20 protein-coding genes are annotated in these 25,417 nt (G+C 65.3%); 9 read left to right on the top strand and 11 right to left on the bottom strand.

Annotated features, from left to right (window positions below; all coding sequences use genetic code 11):
- A partial coding sequence (locus tag GPY60_RS07415) for a HAMP domain-containing sensor histidine kinase (protein WP_156687002.1) occupies positions 1-1,092 on the top strand: 1,092 nt, incomplete at its 5' end.
- 4 nt (positions 1,093-1,096) lie between these two features.
- On the opposite strand, the gene GPY60_RS07420 is transcribed toward GPY60_RS07415, so the two are convergent.
- The gene (locus GPY60_RS07420; protein ID WP_156687003.1) at positions 1,097-1,858 is read right to left on the bottom strand and encodes a TVP38/TMEM64 family protein; all 762 of its coding nucleotides are present in this window, start codon (positions 1,856-1,858) and stop codon (positions 1,097-1,099) included.
- A 178-nt stretch (positions 1,859-2,036) separates the two neighbouring features.
- On the opposite strand from GPY60_RS07420, the gene mutA reads away from it, so the two are divergent.
- From mutA to GPY60_RS07450, 6 genes are all read left to right on the top strand, one after another.
- Positions 2,037-3,863: a methylmalonyl-CoA mutase small subunit gene (gene mutA / locus GPY60_RS07425; protein ID WP_156687004.1), complete on the top strand. Its 1,827-nt coding sequence runs from the start codon at positions 2,037-2,039 to the stop codon at positions 3,861-3,863.
- A 5-nt stretch (positions 3,864-3,868) separates the two neighbouring features.
- On the top strand, positions 3,869-6,121 hold the full coding sequence (scpA, locus tag GPY60_RS07430; protein ID WP_156687005.1) for a methylmalonyl-CoA mutase: 2,253 nt from the start codon (positions 3,869-3,871) through the stop codon (positions 6,119-6,121).
- A 237-nt stretch (positions 6,122-6,358) separates the two neighbouring features.
- Positions 6,359-7,669 (top strand): hypothetical protein, encoded by a 1,311-nt coding sequence (locus GPY60_RS07435; RefSeq protein WP_231639435.1) that lies wholly within the window; start codon positions 6,359-6,361, stop codon positions 7,667-7,669.
- 71 nt (positions 7,670-7,740) lie between these two features.
- On the top strand, positions 7,741-8,739 hold the full coding sequence (gene meaB / locus GPY60_RS07440; protein WP_156687006.1) for a methylmalonyl Co-A mutase-associated GTPase MeaB: 999 nt from the start codon (positions 7,741-7,743) through the stop codon (positions 8,737-8,739).
- 53 nt (positions 8,740-8,792) lie between these two features.
- On the top strand, positions 8,793-10,079 hold the full coding sequence (locus GPY60_RS07445; protein ID WP_156687007.1) for a serine hydrolase domain-containing protein: 1,287 nt from the start codon (positions 8,793-8,795) through the stop codon (positions 10,077-10,079).
- Between the two features lie 78 nt (positions 10,080-10,157).
- On the top strand, positions 10,158-12,398 hold the full coding sequence (locus GPY60_RS07450; protein ID WP_156687008.1) for an acyltransferase family protein: 2,241 nt from the start codon (positions 10,158-10,160) through the stop codon (positions 12,396-12,398).
- A 12-nt stretch (positions 12,399-12,410) separates the two neighbouring features.
- Here the strand turns inward: GPY60_RS07450 and GPY60_RS07455 are convergent, their stop codons facing one another.
- The 10 genes from GPY60_RS07455 to rfbF all read right to left on the bottom strand — a co-directional run bounded on the left by GPY60_RS07455 (position 12,411) and on the right by rfbF (position 22,984).
- On the bottom strand, positions 12,411-12,899 hold the full coding sequence (locus tag GPY60_RS07455) for a GtrA family protein (RefSeq protein WP_156687009.1): 489 nt from the start codon (positions 12,897-12,899) through the stop codon (positions 12,411-12,413).
- A gap of 136 nt (positions 12,900-13,035) precedes the next feature.
- A complete protein-coding gene (locus tag GPY60_RS07460) occupies positions 13,036-14,481 on the bottom strand; it encodes a hypothetical protein (protein ID WP_231639437.1) in 1,446 nt (481 codons plus the stop codon).
- Between the two features lie 474 nt (positions 14,482-14,955).
- Positions 14,956-15,972 (bottom strand): CDP-glucose 4,6-dehydratase, encoded by a 1,017-nt coding sequence (gene rfbG / locus GPY60_RS07465; RefSeq protein ID WP_156687011.1) that lies wholly within the window; start codon positions 15,970-15,972, stop codon positions 14,956-14,958.
- 206 nt (positions 15,973-16,178) lie between these two features.
- Complete coding sequence (locus tag GPY60_RS07470) at positions 16,179-16,955, bottom strand: TylF/MycF/NovP-related O-methyltransferase (RefSeq protein WP_156687012.1); 777 nt, start codon at positions 16,953-16,955, stop codon at positions 16,179-16,181.
- A 3-nt stretch (positions 16,956-16,958) separates the two neighbouring features.
- Complete coding sequence (locus tag GPY60_RS07475; RefSeq protein ID WP_156687013.1) at positions 16,959-18,212, bottom strand: NAD-dependent epimerase/dehydratase family protein; 1,254 nt, start codon at positions 18,210-18,212, stop codon at positions 16,959-16,961.
- Positions 18,209-19,222: an ATP-grasp domain-containing protein gene (locus GPY60_RS07480; RefSeq protein WP_197283583.1), complete on the bottom strand. Its 1,014-nt coding sequence runs from the start codon at positions 19,220-19,222 to the stop codon at positions 18,209-18,211. The genes GPY60_RS07475 and GPY60_RS07480 overlap by 4 nt, the downstream gene beginning before the upstream one ends.
- 13 nt (positions 19,223-19,235) lie before the next feature.
- A complete protein-coding gene (locus tag GPY60_RS07485) occupies positions 19,236-20,345 on the bottom strand; it encodes a DegT/DnrJ/EryC1/StrS family aminotransferase (protein ID WP_156687015.1) in 1,110 nt (369 codons plus the stop codon).
- Positions 20,342-21,565 carry a class I SAM-dependent methyltransferase gene (locus GPY60_RS07490; RefSeq protein WP_156687016.1) on the bottom strand — a complete coding sequence of 408 codons (1,224 nt, stop codon included), beginning with the start codon at positions 21,563-21,565 and terminating at the stop codon, positions 20,342-20,344. Before GPY60_RS07490 ends, GPY60_RS07485 begins: the two co-directional genes overlap by 4 nt.
- A complete protein-coding gene (locus GPY60_RS07495) occupies positions 21,562-22,113 on the bottom strand; it encodes a dTDP-4-dehydrorhamnose 3,5-epimerase family protein (RefSeq protein ID WP_156687017.1) in 552 nt (183 codons plus the stop codon). Before GPY60_RS07495 ends, GPY60_RS07490 begins: the two co-directional genes overlap by 4 nt.
- Before the next feature lie 97 nt (positions 22,114-22,210).
- Complete coding sequence (gene rfbF / locus GPY60_RS07500; RefSeq protein WP_156687018.1) at positions 22,211-22,984, bottom strand: glucose-1-phosphate cytidylyltransferase; 774 nt, start codon at positions 22,982-22,984, stop codon at positions 22,211-22,213.
- A gap of 501 nt (positions 22,985-23,485) precedes the next feature.
- On the opposite strand from rfbF, the gene GPY60_RS07505 reads away from it, so the two are divergent.
- On the top strand, positions 23,486-24,487 hold the full coding sequence (locus GPY60_RS07505) for a glycosyltransferase (protein WP_231639442.1): 1,002 nt from the start codon (positions 23,486-23,488) through the stop codon (positions 24,485-24,487).
- A gap of 3 nt (positions 24,488-24,490) precedes the next feature.
- Complete coding sequence (locus GPY60_RS07510; RefSeq protein ID WP_156687019.1) at positions 24,491-25,414, top strand: NAD-dependent epimerase/dehydratase family protein; 924 nt, start codon at positions 24,491-24,493, stop codon at positions 25,412-25,414.
- Positions 25,415-25,417 lie beyond the last annotated feature (3 nt).

The following is a 25,417-nucleotide window of genomic DNA, read 5'->3' on the forward strand; positions in this document are numbered from 1 at the left end:
CCCGTGGCGGTGGCGCCCGGCCCGCCGCCGGACGCCACCGCCACGGCCGTCGTCCACCCGCTTCCGGACGGCGCCAGGGTCATCCTCGTCGCGGACACGACCCAGACGACGCAGGTGACCCGGCAGCTGCGTCAGCTGATGGTGGGGGCGGGCCTGGTGACGCTGCTGGTCGCCACGCTGCTGCTGGTCGCGGTGAGCCGGGCGGCGCTGCGGCCCCTCGACCGGCTCACCGCCCTGGCCGATGCCATCACGACGGGCGACCGCGGCCGCCGCCTGCGCCCGCAGCGCACGGACACCGAACTGGGCCGCGCCGCCGGCGCTTTCGACCGGATGCTGGATGCGCTGGAGACGTCCGAGCGGCGCGCCCGGCGCGCCGCCGACGCGGCCGCCGGGCGGGAGGCGGCGACCCGGCGCTTTCTCGTCGACGCCGCACACGAACTGCGCACGCCGATCGCCGGGGTCCAGGCCGCCGCCGAACAACTCGCCGTCAACGCGTCGCGCCACGAGGACGACGCCGACGCGCGTGACCAGTACCGGCGGGCCAGCCTGTTGCTGACCGATGCGCGCCGGGCCGGCCGGCTGGTCAGCGACATGCTCGACCTCAGCCGGATCGACGCGGGGCTGCCGCTGGATCTGGACGACGTGGACCTGGCCGTCGTCGTCGATGCCGAAACCGACCGCGCCGGCATGCTCGCGCCCCAGATCACCGTCACGCGTACGGGCCTCGCGACCCTGGCCGTCAGGGCGGACGCGACGCGGGTGGCGCAGATCTTGTCCAACCTGCTCGACAACGCCCGGCGCCACACCCCGGCCGGCGGGGCCATCACCGTCGACCTTCGCACCGGCGACGACGGGTGCGCCGAGGTGATCGTCACCGACACCGGCCCCGGCATCCCCGAGGCCGAGCGGGACCGGATCTTCGAGCGGCTGGTCCGCCTCGACGCCGGCCGGGCCCGCGACCACGGCGGCGCCGGTCTGGGCCTGCCCATCGCCCGCGCGCTGGCCCGCGCGCACGGCGGCGAGCTGACGTGCCTGCCACACGAGGGCGGCGGACGGTTCCGCCTCCGCCTGCCGCTCGCCGCGAGGCCCTGAGGGCTCAGTGCAGGGCGGCGGGCTCCGGGGCGGCCGCGCCGGCCTCGTGCTTGGCGCGGTGGTGCCGGCGGTAGTGGCGAATCTCGACGATCAGGCCGGTGAGCCCCAGCGCCGCCGTGCACACCGACACCAGGTACAGCAGCGAGCTGGGATGGCCGGCGAGCGCGTCACCGAGGATGACGACGGCCGCGGTGCCGGGCAGCAGTCCGGCCAGGGTGGCCAGCGCGTAGGGGAGCACCCGCACGGTCGACGCGCCGGCGGCGTAGTTGAGCGCCGAGAACGGCACGGCGGCGATCAGGCGCAGCGACAGGATCGCCAACCAGCCGCGCTGCCGCAGGCGCTCGTCGACGGTCTTTACCGATCGGTGCCGGACCAGCCGGTTGAGCCGCCAGCCCGCCGCCCGCACGAGCAGCATCGCGATGAGCGCGCTGACGGTGCTGGCGACGACCGCGATGACGATGCCCAGCACCGGCCCGAACAGCAGGCCGGCCGCCAGCGTGAACGCGGTGCGCGGCACCGGCACCACTGTCACGACGACGTGCGCGAGAAAGAACGCCAACGGGAACCACGGACCCACCGACTCCGCCCACGCGCGCAGCTGCACCGGCGAGGGCAGCGGCAGCCATGTCGCGAGGACGACAACGACTGTGATACCGACCACTGTCGCGACGATGCGTGGCCGCGACACCTGGCGCGCGGCGGCGCCCAGCGCGTTGCCGAGATCGCGCAGGGTCGCGGTGATTTTGCTGGTGGCGGAAGCCGTCACGGGTCTCAAGGTTACGGGGCCGAGATGAATAAACCGTTGCCCGAGGCTGGCGTTTCATCGCCGGGGAAGCCCCGGGCGCGCACCTCGCAGTTTTTCGCGGGCGCCCCATCACTTAGCCTGATTAGCGACTGGCGTTCCGGCGGTAAACCGCCACTTGCTGGGAAAAAGGGAGCTATCGGTGTCCATTGATGTACCCGAACTCGCCGACCTAGAACAGGTTCGCGGGCGGTGGCGCGAAGCGGTTGCCGGCGTGCTGGCCAAGACCACCGGCAAGGAACCCGCGGAGTTGGGGGACCGGCCCGAGCTGCTGCTGGAAACCCCGACCTACGACGGGATCGGAATCCGTGCGCTGTACACGGCGCTCGACGAGCTGGCCGAGCCGCCGCTGCCGGGCGAGTGGCCGTACGTGCGGGGCGCGGACGCGTCGCGCGACGTCACCGCGGGCTGGAAGGTCGCCGAGGTGTTCGGCGCGTCGGGTGACGCCAACGACCGGTTGCTGGCGGCGCTGTCCGACGGGGTCAGCGCCCTGGTGATCCGGGAGAGCAGGCCGGCGGAGCTGGCGCAGTTGCTCACGGGTGTCTACCTCAACCTGGTGCCCGTCATCCTCGACGTGGGCGCCGACTACGCCGACGCGAGCGGCGCCCTGCTGGCGCTGGTGGAAATGCTGGACGCCGACGCGTGCGCGGGCGTGTCGATCGACCTGGGCGCCGATCCCCTGACCGCGCGGCTCAGTGGGCGGGACGCCCCCCCGATCGAACACGTCGTCGCGGTCGCGACCGGGGTGCCCGGCCACCGCGGCGTGCGCGCGATCACGGTCGACGGGCCGGCCTTCCACAACCTCGGCGCCAACGAGTCGTGGGAGCTCGCCGGCAGCATCGCGGCCGCCGTGGCCTACCTGCGTACACTCACCGCGGCCGGGATCTCTGTCGGTGCGGCATTGCGGCACATCAGTTTTCGGCTTGCCGCCGACGACGACCAGTTCCTGACGATCGCCAAGATGCGAGCCGCCCGCCGGCTGTGGGCACGCGTCGCCGAGGTCGTCGGCGACCCCGAGGGCGGCGCCACCGTGCTGCACGCGGAGACGTCGCTGCCGATGATGACCCAGCGCGACCCGTGGGTGAACATGTTGCGTAGCACGCTGGCCGCCTTCGGCGCGGGCGTCGGCGGCGCCGACACGGTGCTGGTGCACCCGTTCGACGTCGCGATCCCCGGCGGCTTTCCGGGGGTGGCGGCCGGCTTCTCGCGCCGCATCGCCCGCAACACCCAGCTGCTGCTCCTCGAGGAGTCACACGTCGGGCGGGTCCAGGACCCGGCCGGTGGCTCGTGGTACGTCGAGGACCTGACCGAGCGGCTGGCGCAGGTGGCGTGGCAGCATTTCCAGGCCATCGAGGCCCGCGGCGGATTCGCCGAGGCCGGCGACTTCGTCGCGCAACAGATCGCCGGGATCGCCGAGCGCCGCGCCGACGACATCGCCCACCGCCGCACCGCCGTCACCGGGGTGAACGAGTATCCCAACCTGGAGGAACCGCCTCTGCCGCAACAGGATTCGGCGCCGACGGTCGCCCGCTACGCCGGGCAGTTCGAAGCCCTGCGCGATCGTTCGGACGCCTTCCTGGCCCGCACCGGATCGCGGCCGAAAGCGCTGCTGCTGCCGCTTGGGCCGCTGGCCGAGCACAACGTCCGGGCCACCTTCGCGTCCAACCTGCTCGCCTCGGGCGGCATCGAGGCCGTCAACCCCGGCCCCGTGGACACCGACGGGGTGGCTGCCGCGGTGTCCGAAGCGGGGTCACCGGCGGTCGCCGTCATCTGCGGCACCGACAAACGCTACGGAACCGAGGCGGGGGCGGTGGTGGACGCGGCCCGCAAGGCCGGAGTCGCCCACGTCTGCCTGGCCGGTCCCGAGAAGGCGGTCGAGGATGCCGCCCAGCGTCCCGACGAGTTCCTGACCGCGAAAATCAATGCGGTCGAAGCCCTTTCGAATCTGCTCACCCGGTTGGGAGCGTAACCGAGATGACGACGACGACGCCGGTGATCGGCAACTTCTCCGAGGTCCCGCTGCGCAGCGACCGCGACGTGCGACCGCCCACCGCGGCCGAGGCCGAGAAGCACGTCGCCGCGGCGGCGTGCGCGCCCGGCTACACTCCCGACCAGTTGCACTGGCGCACACCGGAAAACATCGACGTCAAGCCGGTCTACATCGCTGCCGACCGCGCCGCGGTGGCCGCCGACGGCTACCCGCTGAACAGCTTCCCCGGCGAGCCCCCGTTCATCCGTGGCCCGTATCCGACCATGTACGTCAACCAGCCGTGGACCATCCGCCAGTACGCCGGCTTCTCCACCGCCGCGGACTCCAACGCCTTCTACCGCCGCAACCTCGCGGCGGGCCAGAAGGGTCTGTCGGTGGCCTTCGACCTGGCCACCCACCGCGGCTACGACTCCGACCACCCGCGCGTTCAGGGCGACGTCGGAATGGCCGGCGTCGCAATCGATTCCATCCTCGACATGCGCCAGCTGTTCGACGGCATCGACCTGTCCGCGGTCAGCGTCTCGATGACGATGAACGGCGCGGTGCTGCCGATCCTGGCGCTGTACGTGGTGGCCGCCGAGGAGCAGGGGGTGCCGCCGGAGAAGCTGGCCGGCACCATCCAGAACGACATCCTCAAAGAGTTCATGGTGCGCAACACCTACATCTATCCGCCCAAGCCGTCGATGCGCATCATCTCCGACATCTTCGCCTACACCAGCGCCAAGATGCCGAAATTCAACTCGATCTCGATCTCCGGCTACCACATCCAGGAGGCCGGGGCCACAGCGGATTTGGAGCTCGCCTACACGCTGGCCGACGGCGTCGACTACATCAAGGCCGGCCTGGACGCCGACCTGGACATCGACAAGTTCGCGCCCCGGCTGTCGTTCTTCTGGGGCATCGGGATGAACTTCTTCATGGAGGTCGCCAAGCTGCGCGCCGGCCGGCTGCTGTGGAGCGAGCTGGTCGCCGGGTTCGGCGCCAAGAACCCGAAATCGCTGTCGTTGAGGACACACTCGCAAACCTCGGGCTGGTCGCTGACCGCGCAGGACGCCTTCAACAACGTGGCGCGCACCTGCATCGAGGCCATGGCCGCCACCCAGGGCCACACCCAGTCGCTGCACACCAACGCCCTCGACGAGGCGCTGGCCCTGCCCACCGACTTCTCGGCGCGGATCGCCCGCAACACCCAGTTGCTGCTGGCCCAGGAATCGGGCACCACCCGGCCGATCGACCCGTGGGGCGGCTCCTACTACGTGGAGTGGCTCACCCACCAGTTGGCGCAGCAGGCCCGCGCGCACCTGGCCGAGATCGCCGAGCACGGCGGCATGGCGCAGGCCATCGGCGACGGCATCCCCAAACTGCGCATCGAGGAGGCGGCCGCGCGCACCCAGGCCCGCATCGACTCGGGTCAGCAGCCCGTCATCGGGGTCAACAAGTACCAGGTCGACGAGGACCAGAAGATCGAGGTCCTCAAGGTCGAGAACAGCCGCGTGCGCGCCGAGCAGCTGGCCAAGCTGAAGGAACTGCGGGCGAGCCGGGACCAGGCCGCCATCGACGCCGCGCTGGGCGAGTTGTCGCGGGCCGCCGCCGCGCACGGCCGTGCCGGAGAAGACGGCCTGGGCAACAACCTGCTCGCGCTTGCCATCGACGCCGCCCGGGCGAAGGCCACGGTGGGGGAGATCTCCGACGCGTTGGAGAAGGTGTACGGGCGCCACCAGGCGGAGATTCGTACCATCGCCGGGGTTTACCGCGACGAAGCCGGAAAGGCCACCAACATCGCCACCGCAACCGAACTGGTCGAGAAGTTCGCCGAGGCCGACGGCCGCCGGCCCCGGATCCTGGTCGCCAAGATGGGCCAGGACGGCCACGACCGGGGCCAGAAGGTGATCGCCACGGCGTTCGCCGACATCGGTTTCGACGTCGACGTCGGCTCGCTCTTCTCCACGCCGGAGGAGGTGGCCCGGCAGGCCGCCGACAACGACGTGCACGTCATCGGGGTGTCCTCCCTGGCCGCCGGGCACCTGACCCTGGTGCCGGCGCTGCGCGACTTGGGGGCCGCCGTGGGGCGCCCCGACATCATGATCGTGGTCGGCGGTGTCATCCCGCCCGACGACTTCGACGAGTTGTACGCCGCCGGTGCCGCCGCGATCTTCCCGCCCGGCACGGTGATCGCCGACGCCGCCATCGGCTTGCTGCACAAGCTGGGCGAGCGGCTGGGGTATGAGTTGAGCTGACTCGGCACACAACCAACCCGTTGTCGCGCTGATCTTGGCGCCGACCGGCCGAATGCGCAGCTATGCAGAGGTCACGGGTTTCCTCGGCGGGTACCCCCCCTGTGGACATCCGCGATCCCTTTGAATAACTCGTGACCTTGCTCAGCCGATAAATACCGGCAATAGGACGAAAGTCCCTGCCTTACCCAGCTGGCGTCGACTAATCTACCGCCAGACTTCATCGGGAAGGTGCGGGTAATGCAGTTATTGGTCGTCCCGGAATATCGAACCGGGGACCCAATCCCGCGGATCCCGCGGATGCACCCGCAAACCGCGAACAAGCTCTCACCGCTTTATGTGCTGACGTCCAGTTGGCTGGTCATCTGGGTCGTCGTCCATATGCTGTTCCAGCGAGTCGTCTTCTCCAACGATCTGTGGTGGCTGCAGTACTACGTGCCCAGTTACGCATCGGGCTTCGTACGCCGCGGGCTCGGTGGGGAATTCATCCGCATGTTCCCGCGCGCCCACTACTTCACCGTCGCATACGGGATCCTGTGGGCGTCGATCGTCGTCTCGCTGATCGCCATCGCCGTGCTGATGCGTCGGATCCTTTCGACCGGGGTGCGGTCTCAGCGCAGGGTCTTGCTTGCCCTTGTGGTGCCGGTGCTTCCGTTCGCGCTCTCGTACGCCATTTACAGCCCTCATCCGGAGCTCTTCGGCATGGCCGCGCTGGTGGCGTTCAGTTGCGCCGTCAACGCGGCACGAACCCGGCGCGTTTTTATGCTGGTAAGCGCGCTGTACGGCTTGGCGATAGCGGTGCTCGCACTTGCCCATGAAGCGATTCCGCTGCAACTCGCGCTCGGCGCCATCTTGGCGATCCTCGTTCTGCCCCGATGTGCAACGCTTGCCACAAAACGGGTCTGCGCCGTCCTGGCGGTGGGTCCGGGGATCGCTTCCACCCTGTTGATCGCGTGGCTGGGGCGCCGCGATATCGCGGCGCAGGTGTGTGCCCAGGTGCCCCACGGGCTGATCGAACATCCATTTGGAGTCGCGACGACACCGCTGAGAGCCATCGACTACATGCTGGGTCGCGTCGAGAGCCGGACCGACTTCCACGACTTCATGTGCAGCAAAGTCATCCCGATACTCGACGCCGATACCCGCGGCGCGGTCATCATGGTGCGGGGTTGGGGGCTTTTCCCGCTCGCCGGTGCGTTTCTGCTGGGCGTGGTGTATTTCATTGGCACCACGGGCATCATCCGTCATTTCTCCGGCGTTCCCGTGCGAGCATTCGTGAACGAATTCCGGCACAATCCGGGACTGCCATTGCTGGCAGTGGCCTTTCTGGTTCCGCTGTTCGTCACGGCCGTCGATTGGACGCGCTGGTGGATTCTGATTTCCTTCGACGTGGCCGTCGTGTACATCCTGTATGCGATCAAGAGGCCGGAGATCGACCGACCGCTGTCGCGAAAAAGCGCCGCCCTGTTCCTCTACGTCGTGATGGCGCTGGCCGTCCTACCGACCGGAGCCGCCAACAACGTCGGGGTGTGGAGCGTGCATCTGTTCTGATCCGCCGGCCCTATACGCTCAGGGATCGTGTCGGGACTCAACGTGATGCGCCGCCGGCCGGTCGGAATCCGATGACATTCGACGGCGACACCGTCGATGCGCTGGCCGAGGCGGTCCGCAGTGGCGACCGCGCGGTGCTGCCGCGGGCCATCACGCTGCTCGAATCCACACGCGCCGACCATCATCAGCGCGCCCAGGAGCTGCTGCTCGCGCTGACGCCCGACTCCGGCAATGCCCACCGGGTGGGCATCACGGGCATTCCGGGCGTAGGGAAGTCCACCACGATCGAGGCGCTCGGGATGCACCTGATCGACCGGGGCCACCGCGTGGCCGTCCTGGCCGTCGACCCGTCCTCCACGCGAACCGGCGGTTCGATCCTCGGCGACAAGACCCGCATGGCGCGGTTGGCGGTGCACCCGGACGCCTATATTCGGCCTTCCCCGACCTCCGGGACGCTGGGCGGGGTCGCCAAGGCCACGCGGGAAACCATTGTCCTGCTGGAGGCGGCCGGGTTCGACGTGATCCTGGTCGAGACCGTGGGGGTCGGCCAGTCCGAGGTGGCCGTGGCCAACATGGTCGACACCTTCGTCCTGCTGACCCTGGCGCGTAGCGGTGACCAGTTGCAGGGCATCAAGAAGGGCGCGCTGGAGCTGGCCGACATCGTGGTCGTCAACAAGGCCGACGGCGACCATCTCGCCGAGGCGCGCATGGCCGCGCGGGAACTCTCCTCGGCGATCAGGCTGATCCATCCGCGCGAATCGCTCTGGCGCCCGCCGGTTCTCACAATGAGCGCAATGGAGGGGACCGGGCTGGCCGAATTGTGGGATACGGTCGAGCGCCATCGGCAAGTGCTGACCGAGGCCGGCGAGTTCGAGCAGCGGAGGCGGGCGCAGCAGGTCGACTGGACCTGGCAGATGGTGCGCGACGCCGTGCTGGACCGGGTGCTGTCCAATCCGGCGGTACGGAAGCTCCGCGCCGACGTGGAACGTCGGGTCAAGGCGGGGGAGTTGACCCCCGCGTTGGCGGCGCAGCAAATCCTCGCGGCCGCCTCGGGCCTAACGGAAAGGTAAAGAAGTGCCAATAGCCCCTACGGAAGGTATGAAATCCAAGTAAATTCGAGACTGTGACGATGGACACCGGAGTCGATCGACGCGCGGTCAGCATCCACGATGGCCCTGACGCAGGCCATCGTGTGTCTGGCGCGGCGGACTCCCATTTCGGCTGCGTCATCAGGGCTTTCTCCAGCATGTTCCCCGGCCGCTGGTTCGGCGGAGGGGCGCTCGCGGTCTACCTCGACGGTCAACCCGTGGTCGACGTGTGGACCGGCTGGGCCGACCGCGCCGGCCGCGTGCCGTGGTCGGCGGACACCGCGCCCATGGTTTTCTCGGCTACCAAGGGGATGGCCTCCACCGTCATCCACCGGCTCGCCGACCGCGGCCTCATCGACTACGAGGCCCCCGTCGCGCGGTACTGGCCCGAGTTCGCGGCCAATGGCAAGCACGACATGACCGTGCGCCAGGTGATGCGCCACCAGGCCGGCCTGTCGGGATTGCGCGGCGCCTCCATGGACCAGTTGCTCGACCACCTCGGGATGGAGGAGCGGCTGGCGGCCGCGGCTCCGGGCCGCCTGTTCGGCAAGTCGGCCTACCACGCGCTGACCTACGGCTGGCTGATGTCCGGGCTGGCGCGGGGCGTCACCGGGAAGGGCATGCGGACGCTGTTCCGCGAGGAACTCGCCGAGCCGCTGGGCACCGACGGCTTCCATCTGGGTCGTCCACCCGCCGGGGCGCCCACCCGGGTCGCCGAGATCATCATGCCGCAGAGCATCGCCAGCAACCGGGTGGTCAACTGCTTGACGCAGAGGGTCGCCAATCAGGTTTCCGGCGCGTTCCGCTCGATGTATTTCAAGGGCGTGCTCGGGGCCATTCAAGGGGATACGCCCCTGCTCGACGCCGAGATCCCCGCCGCCAACGGCGTTGTGACCGCCCGCGCGCTCGCCCGGATGTACGGGGCGATCGCCAACCACGGGGAGATCGACGGGACCCAGTTCCTCTCACCGGAACTCGTCGCGCGCCTGACCGGGCAGCGTGACATGCGCCCGGACCGAAACCTGGTGATTCCCATGAGTTTCAACCTCGGCTATCACAGCGTGCCGTTCCTCAACGTGATGCCCGGATTCGGCCACGTCGGGCTCGGCGGCTCGCTCGGGTGGGCGGATCCCTCGACGGGCCTGGCGTTTTCGTTCGTGCACAACCGGCTGCTGTCGCCGTTCGTGTTGACCGACCACGCCGGCTTCATCGGCATCAGCTACCTGCTTCGGCAGGCGGCGGTGAATGCGCGCAAGGACGGCTTCGAGCCGGTGACGGAATTCGGGGCGCCTTACTCCGAGCCGGGGGCCGCCGCGGGCTGACGCCGCCGCGCGGCACCCGCCAACTCGGTGCCGCCGTTACGGCTTGTGTTCGCGCCCACTTCTATACAGTGGGTGATCGTGCGCCCGTCCGACAGCGTTGACCCCGCGGTCAGCGTTCTTCCCGCCCCGGGGGCGCAGGAGAAGCGCACACCGGAAAGCGGATTCCGCAACGACATCGAAGGGCTGCGCGGCTTCACGCTGCTCGCCATCGTCGGCTGGCACATCTCGATGCCCGGCGTCAGCGGTGGGTTCGTCGGCCCGGACATCTTCTTCGAGATCTCCGGCTTCGTCATCACCGGCCAACTCTGGCGGCAGGTGAGCACCACCGGCACCGTCGGTCTGCGCAAGTTCTACGGCGCCCGGTCCCGCCGACTCCTGCCCGTGTCGGCCACGGTGGGCGTCATCACCGCGGTCGTCGCGGCTTTCCTGCTCCCGCAGGTGCAGGCCCAGGGCGCCCTCAAGGACGCCATCGCGTGCGCGTTGTACGTCCCGAACTTCTGGTTCATCGTCCAACAGGTCGACTATTTCGCCGGCGGCGCACCGTCGCCGTTCCAGCACTACTGGACGCTCGGCGTGGAGGAACAGTTCTATCTGCTGTGGCCGCCCATGATCGTCGGCCTGGCGTGGCTGATTCGCCGTTCGCGCCGGCGGGCAAAGGCCGGGGCGCCCGTAAGAGCGCCGTCGAAAACCCCCTATCTGATCCTCGTCACCTTCATTGCGGTGACGTCGTTTCTGCTGTCGTGGCTCGTCACCTACGTGATGCCGCTCGCGGCGTATTTCTCGCTGTTCACCAGGGCATGGCAGTTGGCGCTCGGCGCCCTCGTGGCACTCACGGCCGACCAATGGCGCCGGCTCCCGGCGCGGGCCGCGGTCGCCACCGGGTGGATCGGCCTGGGCATGGTCCTGCTGGCCTGCGCCTATTACACGCCGGACATTCCCTACCCCGGCACCGCCGCCCTGTTGCCCGTCCTGGGCACCGCGCTCCTGCTCGCCGCGGGTTGTTCGACGCCGAACCAGGGCGCCGGGCGCCTGCTGGGATGGTCGCCGATGCGGGCGACCGGGCGGTTGTCCTACTCGTGGTACCTGTGGCACTGGCCCGTACTGGTGTTCGCGCCGATCGTGGTGGGCCACCCGCTGGGGCTGGCGGGCAGGTTCATCGCGGCGGTCGTCGTCTCCGGCGCGCTCGGCTGGCTCACGCTGCGGTATATCGAGAACCCGCTTCGCTACGCCGCCGCGCTGCGTAAATCCCCGATGAAGAGCCTGGCGGTGGGTGGTTTCGCCACGTCGGCCGCGGCGTGCGTGGGGGTGGTCCTGCTCCTGTGGGTGCAGTCGCAACCGATGCCCGTCGCGGTGGGGCACGGCGCCCCGGCGGCCGCGCTGACGATCAAGGCGCCGCCCGTCCCGACGGGCGACAACGAGGCGGCCTACGACGCGGCCGTGCAGAACGTCTTCGCGCAGGTACAGGCGGCCGTGGCGGCGTCCGCGGACGTGAAAGACGTTCCGTCCAATCTGAATCCGTCGCTCGCCGACGCATCGGGCGAAGTCGGCCGAATGATGTTCGGCGGCTGCCTGCGCATGCCCGTGCAGGCCGGACAGCCCGAATGCGCGCTGGGCGACACTGCCTCGAAAACCACGGTCGCGGTGGTCGGCGATTCGCACGCCTCCATGTGGATTCCGGCGTTCGAGCAGATCGGATCCCAGCGGCCCTGGCGCATCGAGACCATGGCCAAGGCGGCGTGCCCCATGATGGACCTGCCGATCGCCAATCGCATCGCCGCCCCGATAGTCGAGGCCATTCAGCACTGCGAGCAGTGGCGCGGCCAGATCATGGCCCGATTGAGCGCCGAGCACCCCCGACTGGTGATTTTGAGCGTTTTCCGGGGCTACACGGCCAGCCACAGCAACGGTTTCCTGTCCGGGTTCTCGTCTTACGACCACGCGTGGATCGACGGCATGACACGCCTGGTGCAGCAACTGCGCGGCATCGGCGCCAAGGTGCTGGTGCTGGGGCCGCTGCCGCACCTGGAGACAGCGGTGCCCGGCTGCCTGTCCGAGCACTTGTCCGACGCGACGGCCTGCTCGCCGCCCATGTCGTCCGCGTTCGACCGGGCCGGCATGGCGGCCGAGTCCGCCGCCGTCAAAGCGGGCGGCGGCCAGTACGTCGACCTCTCCGACCTGTTCTGCACCAAGAACCGTTGCCCCGTCATCGTCGGCAACACCCTGGTGTACGTCGACGCGGGCCACCTCACGCTCGAATACTCGCGGCTGCTGGCGCCGGCGATCGCCGCGCTGGCCGATCGGGCGCTCGCCCGCGGTTGACGCCCCGTGTCGTCAGCCCGGCACTTCCCCGGTGATGCCGTCGGTGAGTGCTCGTGTAGGCGCGAGCTTGGAGAACCAGCGATCCAGAATGAAGAAGCGCCCGACCCAGACGACCCCGAACGCGAGCACCTGGACCAAGAACACGGCCGCGCCGCGGACAGGGGTTGGCTGGCCTTGAGTGGCATGGTCTACGAGGTAGGTCGAGAACGTCGCCAGCGACACGGCCAACATCACGATCAACCAGAAACTCAGGATCTGGTTGCGCAGGTTCTCGCGCGAGGTGGCCCGCCACACGAAGTACTTGTTGGCGAAGAAGTTCGGGATTGTGGCGATGGCCGCGCCCGTCAACGACGCGGCGGCGTAGTCGTCAAGCCACAGTCCCAACGCCTGAATCAGACCTTGGCTGATAGGGAGGAACGCTGACGCCACGGCGGCGTATCGCAGCTTCTTGCGTCCCTCCACCGTGTGGGCATAGGCAGCCAAGCCCCCGACGAGCCCCATGGGTCAGCAAGCTACGCCGTAATCACTCACTGCGGGCTCGAACCGAAAGAAGCGGTCTTCATCAAGGGCAGATCCACCACCCGGTCACACGGATCGGCCCGCCTACTCAGGCCGGAGCCTGCAACAGCTGAAGTTGTCAGCTGGTGTCAGCGCTTCGCGGCGAACGCTCTCGTCGTGCTGCGGTCACGAAGAACAAACCCGCCCCCACTGCGAGCAACGCGGGTCCCATCGCGAGGAGGACGTGAACCGCACCGGCGGTCACACCAGCGAGGGCCCCCTTCAGCCGCATGTGTTTACGGGCGTCGGCGTTGTCAGCGTCGGCGGGTCGGATTTCGGGCGGCAGTATCGCTCGCACAGCTGGGTCTTGAAGAATGTGGGCCAGTGGCTGTGGGTTGAAGTAGGTGACGTTGATCCCCGAGCCGGGGTCGGGCCTTGGTTTGAGGTACGCAATGTCGTTGGTGGCGAGATATTTTCGCACGTTGTCCAGTTGCTGGCGTGCCGACGTATTCCACTGGATCGCCGCAAGTGCGTTCACAAAGCCTGTTAATGCAATCAGCGATACGACCAGGGACACCCATACCACGGCGCCTCCCCGCGCGTAGCGGCCAAGCCGTGTGACAGAAGCTCTTTCGGCGAATGCGAACACCGCGACCAGCCCGACCGGATAAATAAGCAAGAGCAGGTCCATGTAGCGCGATATCAGCACCTGATTTCCACGGCCGTATGCCAGCAGCGCGACCTGAATGACGACCCACGCGACGATTCCCACTGCAACCCATGCGCGGTGGGAGATGGCGGGGCGCTGTGCCACCGTGTGCCGGCAGAACCACACCGCCGGGACCAGTGCGGGGGCAATGATGCCGGTCAACAGGACGAATCCCTCCAAAATCGTCGACGGGGTGGTCGCTGTCCTGCCGCCGGAAGGCATGTACACAACTATTGCCACGGCGAGGGATGCCAAAACGGCGACCGAGGTGAATTCGCGCGCGCAGCGCTTCCTGTTGTTGGTCACGAGCTGCAGCCCCACGATTGCCGCTGCGGCCACAAAGGTGGCCAACCCCGACGTGAAAGACAAGTAACTGAGGACCGCGGCGGCCAATCCGAGAAACCAGCGCAAAGAAAAAGCGCGTGCGGCGGCGAAGGAGACCAATGCCGCTATGCCGAACAACGCCGTCAAATAGAAGTGAATGTTGAAACCCAGTAGCGTGTTCTCGAAGCCGATTGGAACCGCAAACAGCAAAGCGACGAAACACGCTAGGAGCATCCGGCGTTGCGGCGCGACAAGGGGCAGCAGCAACGCGGCCAGCCAGGTGATCAGGGCTGTGTGCACTATGGCGCAAAGAATCATCTCCAAGCGGGTGTTCCACTCGCCCGCCAATTCGAGATGCATCAACGTGAACACCCGGGTGAGGAAAATGCGGTGTCCGTTGAACGGAGCAAAAAGGTCGGAGAAGGTCAGCGTGCCGTGGAGATACGGGCCATATACGCCCGTCGCCTCCCCGTCCCACTGATCCACCAAGGGCATCGGTGAACCGAGTGTCGAAATGGTGAGGAGCTTGGCGCCGAAGACAGCGCAGGCCACAGCCGCCAGCAGTAAAGCAACCGCTCCGCGCGGCGATGGGGCGGGTGGCCCGCCGGTGCTGGTCAGGGGCTGGCCGTGTACTTCAGCGGGAGCATCGGCGCAATCCCACCCGGGTCGTGGACTGGCGTCGTCAGATGACGCAATCCGCTTCGCCAGTCGCGGTGCCATGCGAACCCCTGCTTCCCAGTTTCCCCGAACCTGACCGCAGACATGGCGCAATTGAGGCCGTCTTTATGCGGTGACTTGCTTTCGTCTCAGGCTAGGAGGTTCACGCCTTGGCAGCAGCGCTTCGCGCAAATCGGACCAGCCGATGCCCGCACCGCCCTCCAGCCCACGGCCTTTAGGTGGCGCCCGGCAAGCCGGCGGTTCCGCATCGTCCCCGTCAGCGGCGGCTGTGACGGCTGCACGCTCCACCTGCGTGACGTCTCGTCCGGGGTCTCGGCGGCCTTATTCTTCGCTGTCCCAAAGCCGGGTTCAATCGAGGCTCTCGAATGCCTGAATTTGTTGTCGGGTCACGGCCAGTGGGTCGGCGCCGTCAACGACCTGCCTTTCCCAGTCGATCGTCCAGCTGACGGCATCACGAAAGCCGAGTCGGTTACGCCAGCTGAGTTCGGCCTGGGCCTTGGTGGCGTCGAGGGCGAGCAGGTTCGCCTCGTGGGGGTGCTCGCCGGGTTGACGGCCCCAGTGGGCACCGCCGCCCCACAGGTTCGCGGCGAGGTCGGCCACCTGGCCGACCTCGACGAAGCTGTCCCGGCCGGGCCCAATGTTCCACTGGCCCAGCCCCGAACCGTCCAGCAGTGCGTCGGCGATGGTGAGGTAACCGTTGAGGCAGTCGAGCACGTGCTGCCAGGGCCGTACTGCTTTCGGGAACCGCAGCAGCGGTGCCTGGCCAGTTGCGAAGGCGCGCACCAGGTCTGGCATCAGCCGCTCCTGGCTGACGTCGCCGCCCCCGATCACGTTGCCGCCGCGGGCAATTGCGGTGGGGCAGCCGGGAAAACTGCGGATCCAGGACTGCGTTAGTACATCGGCCATCGCTTTGGAGGCGCTGTAAGGGTCGTCGCCGCCAAGGGGATCGGATTCGACGTAACCCTCTTCCTGATCGACGTTGCGGTAGACCTTGTCGGAGGTGATGACGACGTGCGCGCGTACCGATGGGGTGGCGGCGACGGCCTCCAGCACGTTGAGGGTGCCCATCACGTTGGTCTCGTAGGTGAACCGCGGCTCGCGGTAGGACTCGCGGACCAGGGACTGGGCGGCCATGTGCACCACGACGTCCGGGGCGGCGGCCTGGATCGCCGATGCGGTGGCGCTCGCGTCGCGGATGTCGACTCGGTAGTCGTTGACGAGGTGGTCGGCCAGTCCGGCCCGGTCGAAGAGGCTGCCTTCGGGCGGATCCAGAGCCAGGCCGGAGACCTGGTGCCCGCGGCCGAGCAGGAGGAGGAGCAGCCAGGGTCCTTTGAAGCCGGTATGCCCGGTGACGAGGTAGTGCACGGTTAGCGCCCCTCTGCGCGATCGGCCTCGAACCCGCGGTGCCCAGCACCAGCATTACCGAATTGTGAAATGAGATCTCCTCATGTCCAGGTAGGTGATCACCACACTAAGCGGCAGCATCGAGCTCCACCTCGAACTGACTGCCCCGACAACTACCGGGATGCGGCCAGCGCCGGAACCAATGCCTGTCACGCCGCCTTCACGCGTCAGTCCAGCACCGCGTACGAGATTTGGGGAGTAAAAGGGAAGCGGCGAATACGGAGATTCCGGATTCCGGCCGCCTCCAGCACTGCAACCGTCTCGCCTGGCCAGTATTTCTGGTTTAGCTCGTCGAAGGCCAGGACCGCCCCTTTGGGCATTCTGGGCAGGAACGTCTGGATCGCTGCCAACGTCGGTTCGAACAAATCGAAGTCGAGGTAGAGAAGGGCGACCACCGTGTGCTGGTTGTCTTCCAGGTAGGCGGGGATCGTATGTTGGGCATCACCCTTGACGAGTTCCACCCGCTCGATGTGCCCCAGCGGGCGGTTGAGATCGTAGAGGGACACAGCGTGCCGGATGTCTTCTTCGATGCCTTGCACCGCCAAGCCGCCGACCTTGGCGAAGGACAGGCTTGCGTCGTCGGCCGTGGTGGCGTCTTCCTCCGCGATGCTCGGGAAACCGGCGAACGTGTCGAACCCCAGGATCCTTCGGGTGTGGTTGTAGGGCTCGTAGATGGCCGAGAGCTGCGCCCACGTCATCAGGCCGCCTCCCATGAACACGCCGCACTCCACGACATGGCCGTGAACGTCCACAATTTGCTTGAAGATCTCGTTCTTGGCCAGGAACGCTGCCATGGTCTGCCGTGGAACGAACTTAGCGAAGTTCTTCAGCTTGGCGATTGTGTCGCCTTCGCCCGCGTTGAAAAATTCCTGCATCCTGGTTGCGTATTCTTCGTCGGCGGACGTTTGCGCGCGCGCGTCGAGCATTGAGAAGCGGTTATCCATCACTCACCCTTTTTCGGTCTGACTTACGGAAGAAGCGGCGCCCGCAAGTGTGCGGCGCAGCCCATCGCTTAGATTGGTCGTCGGGCGCCATCCCAATTCCGTCTCCGTTGATGACCAATCAAGGAAAACGTTTGCTATGTCGTCATCAATTTTCGTCTCTTGAATCTCCGCGCGGCATCCGATGATTTCGCCGATTCTGCTGACGATTTCGCGCGGTTCGTAGGAGAAATCGCCACCGAGGTGGTAGATCGGAGCGCTTCCTCCCTTTTCGACGATGGCGGCAAGGCCGGAGACAGCGTCGTCAACGTAGAGAAGCTGCAACGCTGGCAACCCGTTGCGATAGCGGTGGGTGACGATCGCCCGTCCCTCTGTCACGTACCGATGCGCTAACCCTATCAAGCGTGGCCGCGAGCTTTGTGGGCCGAAAGTCGGAGAGATCCGGACGATAGTGGAGTCGACCTCACCGTTGGCGCGCGCATTTTGCACGAGGACTTCCTCGAGGAACTTTGTTTCGCCGTATACCCCCCGAGGACGCGTCGTTGTGTTGACGTCTGCGATCATCGAGCTTGATCGGTAGGCCGAGAACACCATCGCGCCTGAGGGCAAATAGAGATGGATTCCACGCGAGTTGCAGACGTCGAGAATGCCTCTCAGCATGGTCAAACTTTGGCCCATGGCGTCGTTGTTTGTGTAAATCCGCGGAGAGGCGAGATGAATGATCTTGCCGATCTTGTTGTCTCGGCAATAGTGGTCGAGGTGGACAACGGGACCGAGCAGGTCGACCGCGGCGCGGTGGGGCGCGAGCACACGATGCGATCTCGCGAGGCGTTTGCGCAGGGCGGCGCCTAGAAAGCCGCTGCCGCCGGTGATGAGAATGCCATCGCCTTGTCCGCCCGATTTTTCAGACTTGGACAGCGCTGCGCGCAGCGAGTCGACCATCTCGAGCTTGATGGCGTGCTCTCCAGTTGCCGCAATGACTTGAGCCACTGCCGAATCCAGATCGATGCCACGCCATTCGGCGAGCATGCCCGCCGCGAGGGTGTTGCTCCGCGACACTCCGAAATCACAGACCACCACGACAGAGCCGCCACGCCTGAGCTCTGCCACACCCTCCCGTACCTTGGCGAGCATCTCATCGGCCGAATTGCCGCGCTTGTCGACCATGGCTCTGGTATCGACGATGCTGAAGGGGAAATCGCCCGCAATACTGTCGCCCGGCGCAGTCCCGAGCCGGTTTTCGACAATCCAGCGGATCATTTCACGACCTTGTCGAGCGGAACGGCGACCTCGCTCAGGGTCCGCAGGTACCAACCAGGAGTGATGTCCAGAGCTGACCGCGGGCTGCGGCCGAGAAGGCGTTGGACGTAGAAATCGACTTCGTTGAAACCCGCGAGTGTCCTCAAGTAAGTGCTGGCCGAGAAGCGGGCGTTGATTTCGAACGGGACGAACGTACCGTCGGCGGTCATCCTGCCTTGAATGTTCAGGGGACCCGTGCTGCCGAGGCGGTGCGCGATCAGTTCCGCGATCTCGCAGACGGCGGGGTAGGCCTCGATCAGACCTTGGCTATATCCGCTCGAGATGAGGAAGTCCGTGCCGCGCATGGAGACGGATAGTTTGCTGTTGAACGCGCGCTTGAGCGCAATCGCGCCCGCGCAGGTGCCGTCGGGTAACGAGAGGACGCCGACCGTGAACTCGCCTCCGTCCTCGGACAGATACTCTTGGATCACCGGAGCGCGACCGTTGTTGTGCAGATAAGTGCAGTACAGGCGTGCTTCCTCGCGGCTCTTGGCAAAGAACACGAATACGCTGCCGCCGCTCGCTACCGCGGGCTTCACAATGCACGGCATCGGGAAGTCGCTAATGTCCGTCCCCGGTTCGACGGTGAGCGTTCGGGGCGTTCTGACGCCGGCGCGCTTCAAGATCTCGAAGCATTGGCCTTTGTGGGCGAGGCGCTCGGTGAGTTGCGGGTTGTTCTGACCGAGCTTTATCCCGGCGCGCGCGAACAGCTCGTGGGCCCTGCCGATGAGCACCGCAGGCTCGTCGCCACCTGGAATAAGGCATTCGACCTCCTCGCGGACGCAAAGATCCAGCAGACTTTGCGCATAGGTCTCGCGATCGACCAGGAATGTCGAGTTGAAATGTGAGTCGTAGTGCCCGAAGGCGAGCGGGGAGATGTCACACCCCAGAACGTCATAGCCGCCCGCATGGTTGAGGGCTTTGGCGATCTCTGTCCCCAGCGACGCACCCGCGATGCCGGCAATCAGCACCCGCGGGCTCTTGCTATGCAAAGCCAAGCTCCCGGACTACTTGCACGACTCGGTGCTGCTCGTTCTCTGTGATGTCATGGAAACTCGGAAGGTTGATCGCGCGGTCGCAGATATCTTCGGCCCATTTGCCGCCGGGCGAACCCGCAAACGGAGGGGTTGCAGACAGCGGATGGAAGAAGACCCGGGCGTCAATATTTTCAGCCGCAAATGCTGCCGTTATACGCTCCGACGTCAGGCCCTTCGACCGCTCGAATACCACTGTCGGCATCCAGAACGAGTTCCGTGTGCCGGGCGGCTCAGGGTTCATCGACAACCCCGCAACATCCGACACGCCGTTGCTGTACACCTGGAATATGTCCCGCTTCCGGGTAACCAATTCATCGACACGTTCTATCTGCGCCGAACCGATAGCAGCTTGTAGGTTCGACATTTTGTACTTGAATCCAACTACGTCTGGCCAGAACTGCTTCTTCTGACCGCGGGCGCGGCCGTGGTTGCTGAGCGTGAGAACCTTCTCGTAAAGCTGGTCGTCATTAGTCACGAACATGCCGCCCTCACCAGTGGTGATCGTTTTGGTGCCGTGAAACGAGAAAGTCCCAAAGCGACCCATGGATCCGGCGAGCTTTCCGTAGTAAACCGAACCAACGGCCTCCGCGGCATCCTCTATTACTGGGATACCGTGCTTCCGTCCAACTTCCAGCAAACGGTCCATCTCGCACAGGTTGCCGTAAAGATGCACCGCGACAATGGCCTTGGTGCGTGGGGTGATCGCGGCTTCGGCCAGTTCCGGGTCGATGCACCAACTATCGGGCAAAATATCGACGAATACCGGGGTGGCCCCCAGATGAACGATGGGCGCCGCCGTAGCGATCCAGTTGCTGTCGGCCATGATGACCTCGTCGCCGGGACCGATTTCGAGGCCGGCCATGCCCATGTGCAGCGCGCCGGTGCAACTCGACGTCGCGATCGCGTGTTTGACCCCCAGATAGGCCTTGAAGGAATTCTCGAAGCGCTCGAGGTATGCATAGCAGCGCTCGCCCCAGCCGTTTGCCGCAGCATCGGTTGCGTAGCTCACCTCGAGGTCGGTGATCGACGGTCTGGTGTAAGGGATGCGAGGTTTCACAGGTAGCTCAGCTCTGGAACGGCTGTCACGAACCGGGTACCGCTGCGGACAAGATCAGCCAACTGGGTCTGCACCTCCTGAGCGATGTTCCAGGGCAAGATGACCACAAAATCAGGCGGATTGTCGCGTAGTGCCTCCGGCGAGCGGATAGGGATATGGCTTCCGGGCATGAACTTTCCTTGCTTGGACACCGCGGCGTCACAGACGTACGGCAGCAAGTCTGGCCTGACACCCGCGTAATTCAGCAGGGTGTTGCCCTTCGCTGCGGCACCGTAGGCAGCCACGTGCCGGCCGGCGTACTTCTGTTCGATCAAGAATGTCAGAAGATCGTCCTTCACGCGGTCGGCACGCTTCTGGAACTCGGTGTAGGTCTCAAGCCGTGTCACCCCGAAGTGGTCCTCGCGAGTCAGCAGCGATGTGACGCGGTCCGTGGTAGCGGCCGCCGCACCGGCATGGCAGCCATACACCCTCAGGCTGCCGCCGTGCGTTGACAGCTCTTCCACGTCCTGCACCCGCAATCCCGCCTCGGCAAAGATAGTCGCCACGGTGGTGAGCGACAGGTACGAGAAGTGCTCGTGGTAGATGGTGTCGAACTGGGTCCGTTCGATCAACGGCAGTAGATGGGGAAATTCCAGTGTGACGGTGCCTTCGGGCTTCAATGCAGCGGCCAATCCGCGGGTGAAGTCGTTGATGTCAGGCACATGAGCGAACACATTGTTGCCCGCAATCAAATCCGCGCACATTCCGTCGGCGGCCAGTCGGCGACCTAGAGCTTCGCCGAAGAACTCCCGCCGGACTGGGATTGCCAGCGCCTCAGCCGCCGCGGCGGTGCTTGCGGTCGGCTCAATACCCAGGCAGGGGATGCCGGCTGCGACGAAGTTTCTCAGCAAATAACCGTCGTTAGAGGCGACTTCGATGACAAAACTCTCGTGGCCCAGTTGCAGTCGCTCAGTGATCATGCTCACGTAAGTGGCGGCATGTTCAAGCCAACTGCTCGAAGTGCTGGAGAAGTACGCGTATTCGGCGCTGAACAGTTCTTCGGCGCGGGCGTAATCCTCGGTCTGCACCAACCAGCAACGGTCGCACACCATCACTCGCAGCGGGTAGTACACCTCCGGGTTCGACAGGTCCGCGGCGCACAGGTAGGCGTTGGAGGGGGGCGCAAAACCCAGGTCCACAAAACTGTTCTGCAACGGCGTGCCGCAGTGTCGGCAGTTCATAACGCGACTCCCGTGAAATCGGCACCAAGCAGCGGGTGGGAAAGGTCACGAGGTGAAAGGTCCTGCGGTGCCAGTGGCCAGGCAATCCCAAGGCGCGGGTCATCGTGGCGCAGTCCGCCCTCGGAAGCCGGTTGGTAGAACGCGGTGTGCAGGTACAGCAACTCGCTGTCCGGTTCCAACGCCTGAAAGCCGTGCGCGAATCCTTCGGGGATGACCATCATCTGCGCGTCGTTTTGCACCAGTTCGCGGGCGTACCACCGCAGGAACGTAGGGGATTCTGCCCGCAGGTCCACCGAGACGTCCCAGACTCGGCCACGAAGACAACGAATCATTTTCATTTCCGCATGCGGCGGATGTTGGAAATGTAAGCCACGCACGGCCCCGACATGGCTGGTTCGGGAGTGGTTGATCTGCGCGATCTGGCGGTGGCCCAGCAAGGGCTCAAGTTCCTGAGCGCAGAAAAGCCGGACGAAAGCTCCGCGAGAATCGTTGTGGGGTAAGGACTCCACGATCTTCAGGTCCGCGATCGGCGTGTCGATGATTTTCATGCCGCGGCCCACCTGGGAGTTACGGCTCGGGTGGCGTAAGTGTTGATCAACTGCTGATCAGCTAACTGGCACCCGCAATGAACAGCTTCGAAGGTGTTCAACGCCAGCATTTCCACGGAGCTTCGCCGCTATCCCACAGGTCGTCCAGCAGGTTCTTGTCCCGAAGGGTGTCCATCGGCTGCCAGAAGCCCGAATGTGCGAACGCCATCATTTCGCCGTCCGCGGCGAGACGGGCCAAGGGAGCGCCTTCCCACGCGATCTGGTCTCCGTCGATGTAATCGAGGACCGCGGGGGACAGGACGAAAAATCCGCCGTTGATAAGGCCGCCATCGCCGCGTGGCTTCTCGACAAAGCGCGTGACCCGGTTGTCCGCGCACTCGATGGCCCCGTAGCGTCCCGGCGGAAGCACCGCCGTGACGGTGGCGTGACGACCGTGGTCACGATGGAATTCGATGCTCGCACCGATGTTTACGTCGCTAAGCCCGTCACCGTAGGTGAAGCAGAAAGCTTCTTCATCTTGAATGTAGGTTGCTACGCGCTTGAGCCGCCCGCCCGTCAGGGTGTCGTCGCCAGTGTCGACCAGCGTCACCCGCCACGGTTCCGCGTGGTGCCGATGCACTTCCATTTTGTTAAGGGACATATCGAAGGTTACGTCCGACATGTGCAGGAAATAGTTGGCGAAATATTCCTTGATCACGTAACCCTTATAACCACAGCAAACGACGAAGTCGTTGATGCCATAATGTGAGTAGAGTTTCATGATGTGCCATAAAATGGGCCGCCCCCCAATCTCCACCATTGGCTTAGGGCGGATTGCGGTCTCTTCGCTCAGGCGAGTGCCGAGGCCACCTGCCAGTATTACTGCCTTCATCGTATCCGCTCAGATCTGGGTTGGAGCCAAATCGACCGGCTCGTCGGATCGGCTAATCCACAAGCGCAACCTGCGTCACCAACTTTTTTCACAGTCATATATTCCAAATTTATCCAAGAAGTGTTTGAATACTGTTCGGTACGACGATAACTAGGATGAAAGACCCCCGCGGTTAGACACTGCGCGACCTCGCCGCCCAGGTCGCCTCCGGGCGCATGAGTGTAGTCATGCCACCCGAACCAGGGACCCTGATCGGGAGGAACACGCGGTGAGCGTACACCGGCTACCAACGCCGCCGGCTGGAATCGCGCGACAAACCCCGCCTGATCACTCTTCGGGTGAGCCTTCGGACTTCGACTTTTCAAGAAGCGGAGTCTGCGCACGTCCTCGTGCTACGGCTCATATCAGGTGTCGCGTCGGCGAAACGACAATCGTCAGCACTTGCGGGGTCAGGCATCGGTACAGTCACCTAACGGGATCCGTACGTTGGGGAGGCATCGCGTGACTGGTGACGATCAATCGAGCCGTGTGGACTCGGTAAGTGTTGTCATCCCGGTCTACAACGGGGCCGTGACATTGCCCGGCGTAGTGAAGGAGCTTGAGCAACTTCGGTCGACCCAGAAAACCGCCGAAGGTCGTTCCTTTCGTGTCGATGAGGTGCTCCTGGTGTGGGACCGGGGCATCGCCGGTAGCGGCGAAGTCGTGCGGAAGTTGGCCGAGCGTGCCGACTGGGTTCGGCCAGTGTGGTTGTCGCGCAACTTCGGACAACATCCGGCGACACTTGCCGGTATGACGTCTTCGGGCGGCGACTGGATCGTCACGATGGACGAGGACGGGCAGCATGATCCGGCCTACATCGGCGACCTACTCGATACGGCGTACCGGGACCGCACCCAATTGGTCTATGCAACGCCCAGTAATCAGCCACCTCACGGTGTTTTTCGTAACGCCGCGTCGTCGCTGACGAAGTGGTTGTTCGTGCGCTTCCTGGTGCCCCCGGGTGGGCCCAAGACCTTCAACAGTTATCGGCTGATTCTCGGCGAGGCAGGACGCAGTGTTGCGGCCTACACCGGTGCAGGGGTGTTCTTGGACGTCGCTCTCTCATGGGTTGTCACCAACCCCTCGACCTGTTCGGTGTTTATGCGCCAAGAAGGACGACCCGCCAGCGCCTACAACTTTCGTCGCTTGGTCTCGCATTTCTGGCGGCTCGTCATCTCCTCGGGCACTCGGCCGCTGCGTTTTGTTTCCATGATGGGCATTTTTTTCGCCCTCGCGGGTTCTGGCGTGGCGATCTATAGCGTGATCCAGAAGTTGTTCGGGGACATCACAGTTCAGGGGTGGACGTCGGTGTTTGTGGCGACGCTGGTCGTCGGCGGCGCCGTCTTGTTCGCATTGGGGATCATCGCCGAGTACATCGCCGCGGCAGCGACTATGGCCATGGGCAAGCCGGTGTATGTCATCGTGCGCGATCCCAGCGACATATTCGACAATCCGGCGGCCTGAGGGGTGCTCACCTGGATCGTGGGACGCGGCGGTCTGCTTGGCGGTGCCGTATCGCGGGCGGTGGGTCCCGAGTTCATCGGGCTCCCAGTGGCATGGGAGAACCATGATGCCGCCGTAAGCGTGCTGGACTCAGACATCCAGCGATTCATCACAGAGGCCCGAAACGACGATTGGTCGGTGATTTGGGCCGCCGGCAGCGGCGTCATCGGTTCCACGGCCGATAAACTCGCCGCAGAGACACGTATCTTGTCTCATTTCGCCATGAGATTGCGGGACTCGCGGCCGACAGGTCGGGGTGCATTCTTCCTCTCCTCCTCCGCGGGCGGCGTTTACGCGGGGTCGGTTTGTCCGCCGTTCACCGAATCGACGACGCCGCGGCCGTTAAGTCTCTATGGCGAAACGAAATTCGCGCAGGAGGAGATGCTGCGGACGACACTCGCGGGCCGTCTGCCACTCGTCATCGGACGGTTCTCGAACCTCGCGGGACCAGGCCAAAACCTAACGAAGCAGCAAGGTCTCGTCAGTCAGCTGTGCAGCGCTGTAGTAATGCGACAGTCGTTGAACGTCTTCGTGCCGATGGAGACGCTCCGAGACTATTTGGATGTCGATGATGGCGCCGCGATGGTGCGCACGCTAGTCGAGAATGCGGTAAGCGCCCAACCGTCGACGCCTGTGCTGCGCAACATCTCGTCTCAACGACCGGTGTCTGTCTGCACTGTCCTTCGAACGGTGCAACAGGTTGCCCATCGCTCGGTCCGCATCGCGCTCGGCAGCAGCCCGTCGTCGCGCTACCACGTTCGGGACCTGCGGCTGCGCACCGAGTTCCCGGATGACTTTCACAGCGTAGCCATCACACCATTTCCGGTGACAGTCAAGCGCGTATACGACGATGTGCTCCGGCGCCGAGCAATGGCCAATCAGGTTTGACCG

Origin of the sequence: Mycobacterium sp. Marseille-P9652 (assembly GCF_902652685.1) — a bacterium.
Classification (GTDB): Bacteria; Actinomycetota; Actinomycetes; order Mycobacteriales; family Mycobacteriaceae; genus Mycobacterium.

What these genes read in the sequence shown, in the direction of transcription:
- scpA (WP_156687005.1), top strand. Translation starts at nt 3,869, where the DNA reads ATGACGACGACGACGCCGGTGATCGGCAACTTCTCCGAGGTCCCGCTG.
- GPY60_RS07435 (WP_231639435.1), top strand. Translation starts at nt 6,359, where the DNA reads ATGCAGTTATTGGTCGTCCCGGAATATCGAACCGGGGACCCAATCCCG.
- meaB (WP_156687006.1), top strand. Translation starts at nt 7,741, where the DNA reads ATGACATTCGACGGCGACACCGTCGATGCGCTGGCCGAGGCGGTCCGC.
- GPY60_RS07455 (WP_156687009.1), bottom strand. Translation starts at nt 12,899, where the DNA reads ATGGGGCTCGTCGGGGGCTTGGCTGCCTATGCCCACACGGTGGAGGGA.
- GPY60_RS07470 (WP_156687012.1), bottom strand. Translation starts at nt 16,955, where the DNA reads ATGGATAACCGCTTCTCAATGCTCGACGCGCGCGCGCAAACGTCCGCC.
- GPY60_RS07475 (WP_156687013.1), bottom strand. Translation starts at nt 18,212, where the DNA reads ATGATCCGCTGGATTGTCGAAAACCGGCTCGGGACTGCGCCGGGCGAC.
- GPY60_RS07490 (WP_156687016.1), bottom strand. Translation starts at nt 21,565, where the DNA reads ATGAACTGCCGACACTGCGGCACGCCGTTGCAGAACAGTTTTGTGGAC.
- GPY60_RS07495 (WP_156687017.1), bottom strand. Translation starts at nt 22,113, where the DNA reads ATGAAAATCATCGACACGCCGATCGCGGACCTGAAGATCGTGGAGTCC.
- rfbF (WP_156687018.1), bottom strand. Translation starts at nt 22,984, where the DNA reads ATGAAGGCAGTAATACTGGCAGGTGGCCTCGGCACTCGCCTGAGCGAA.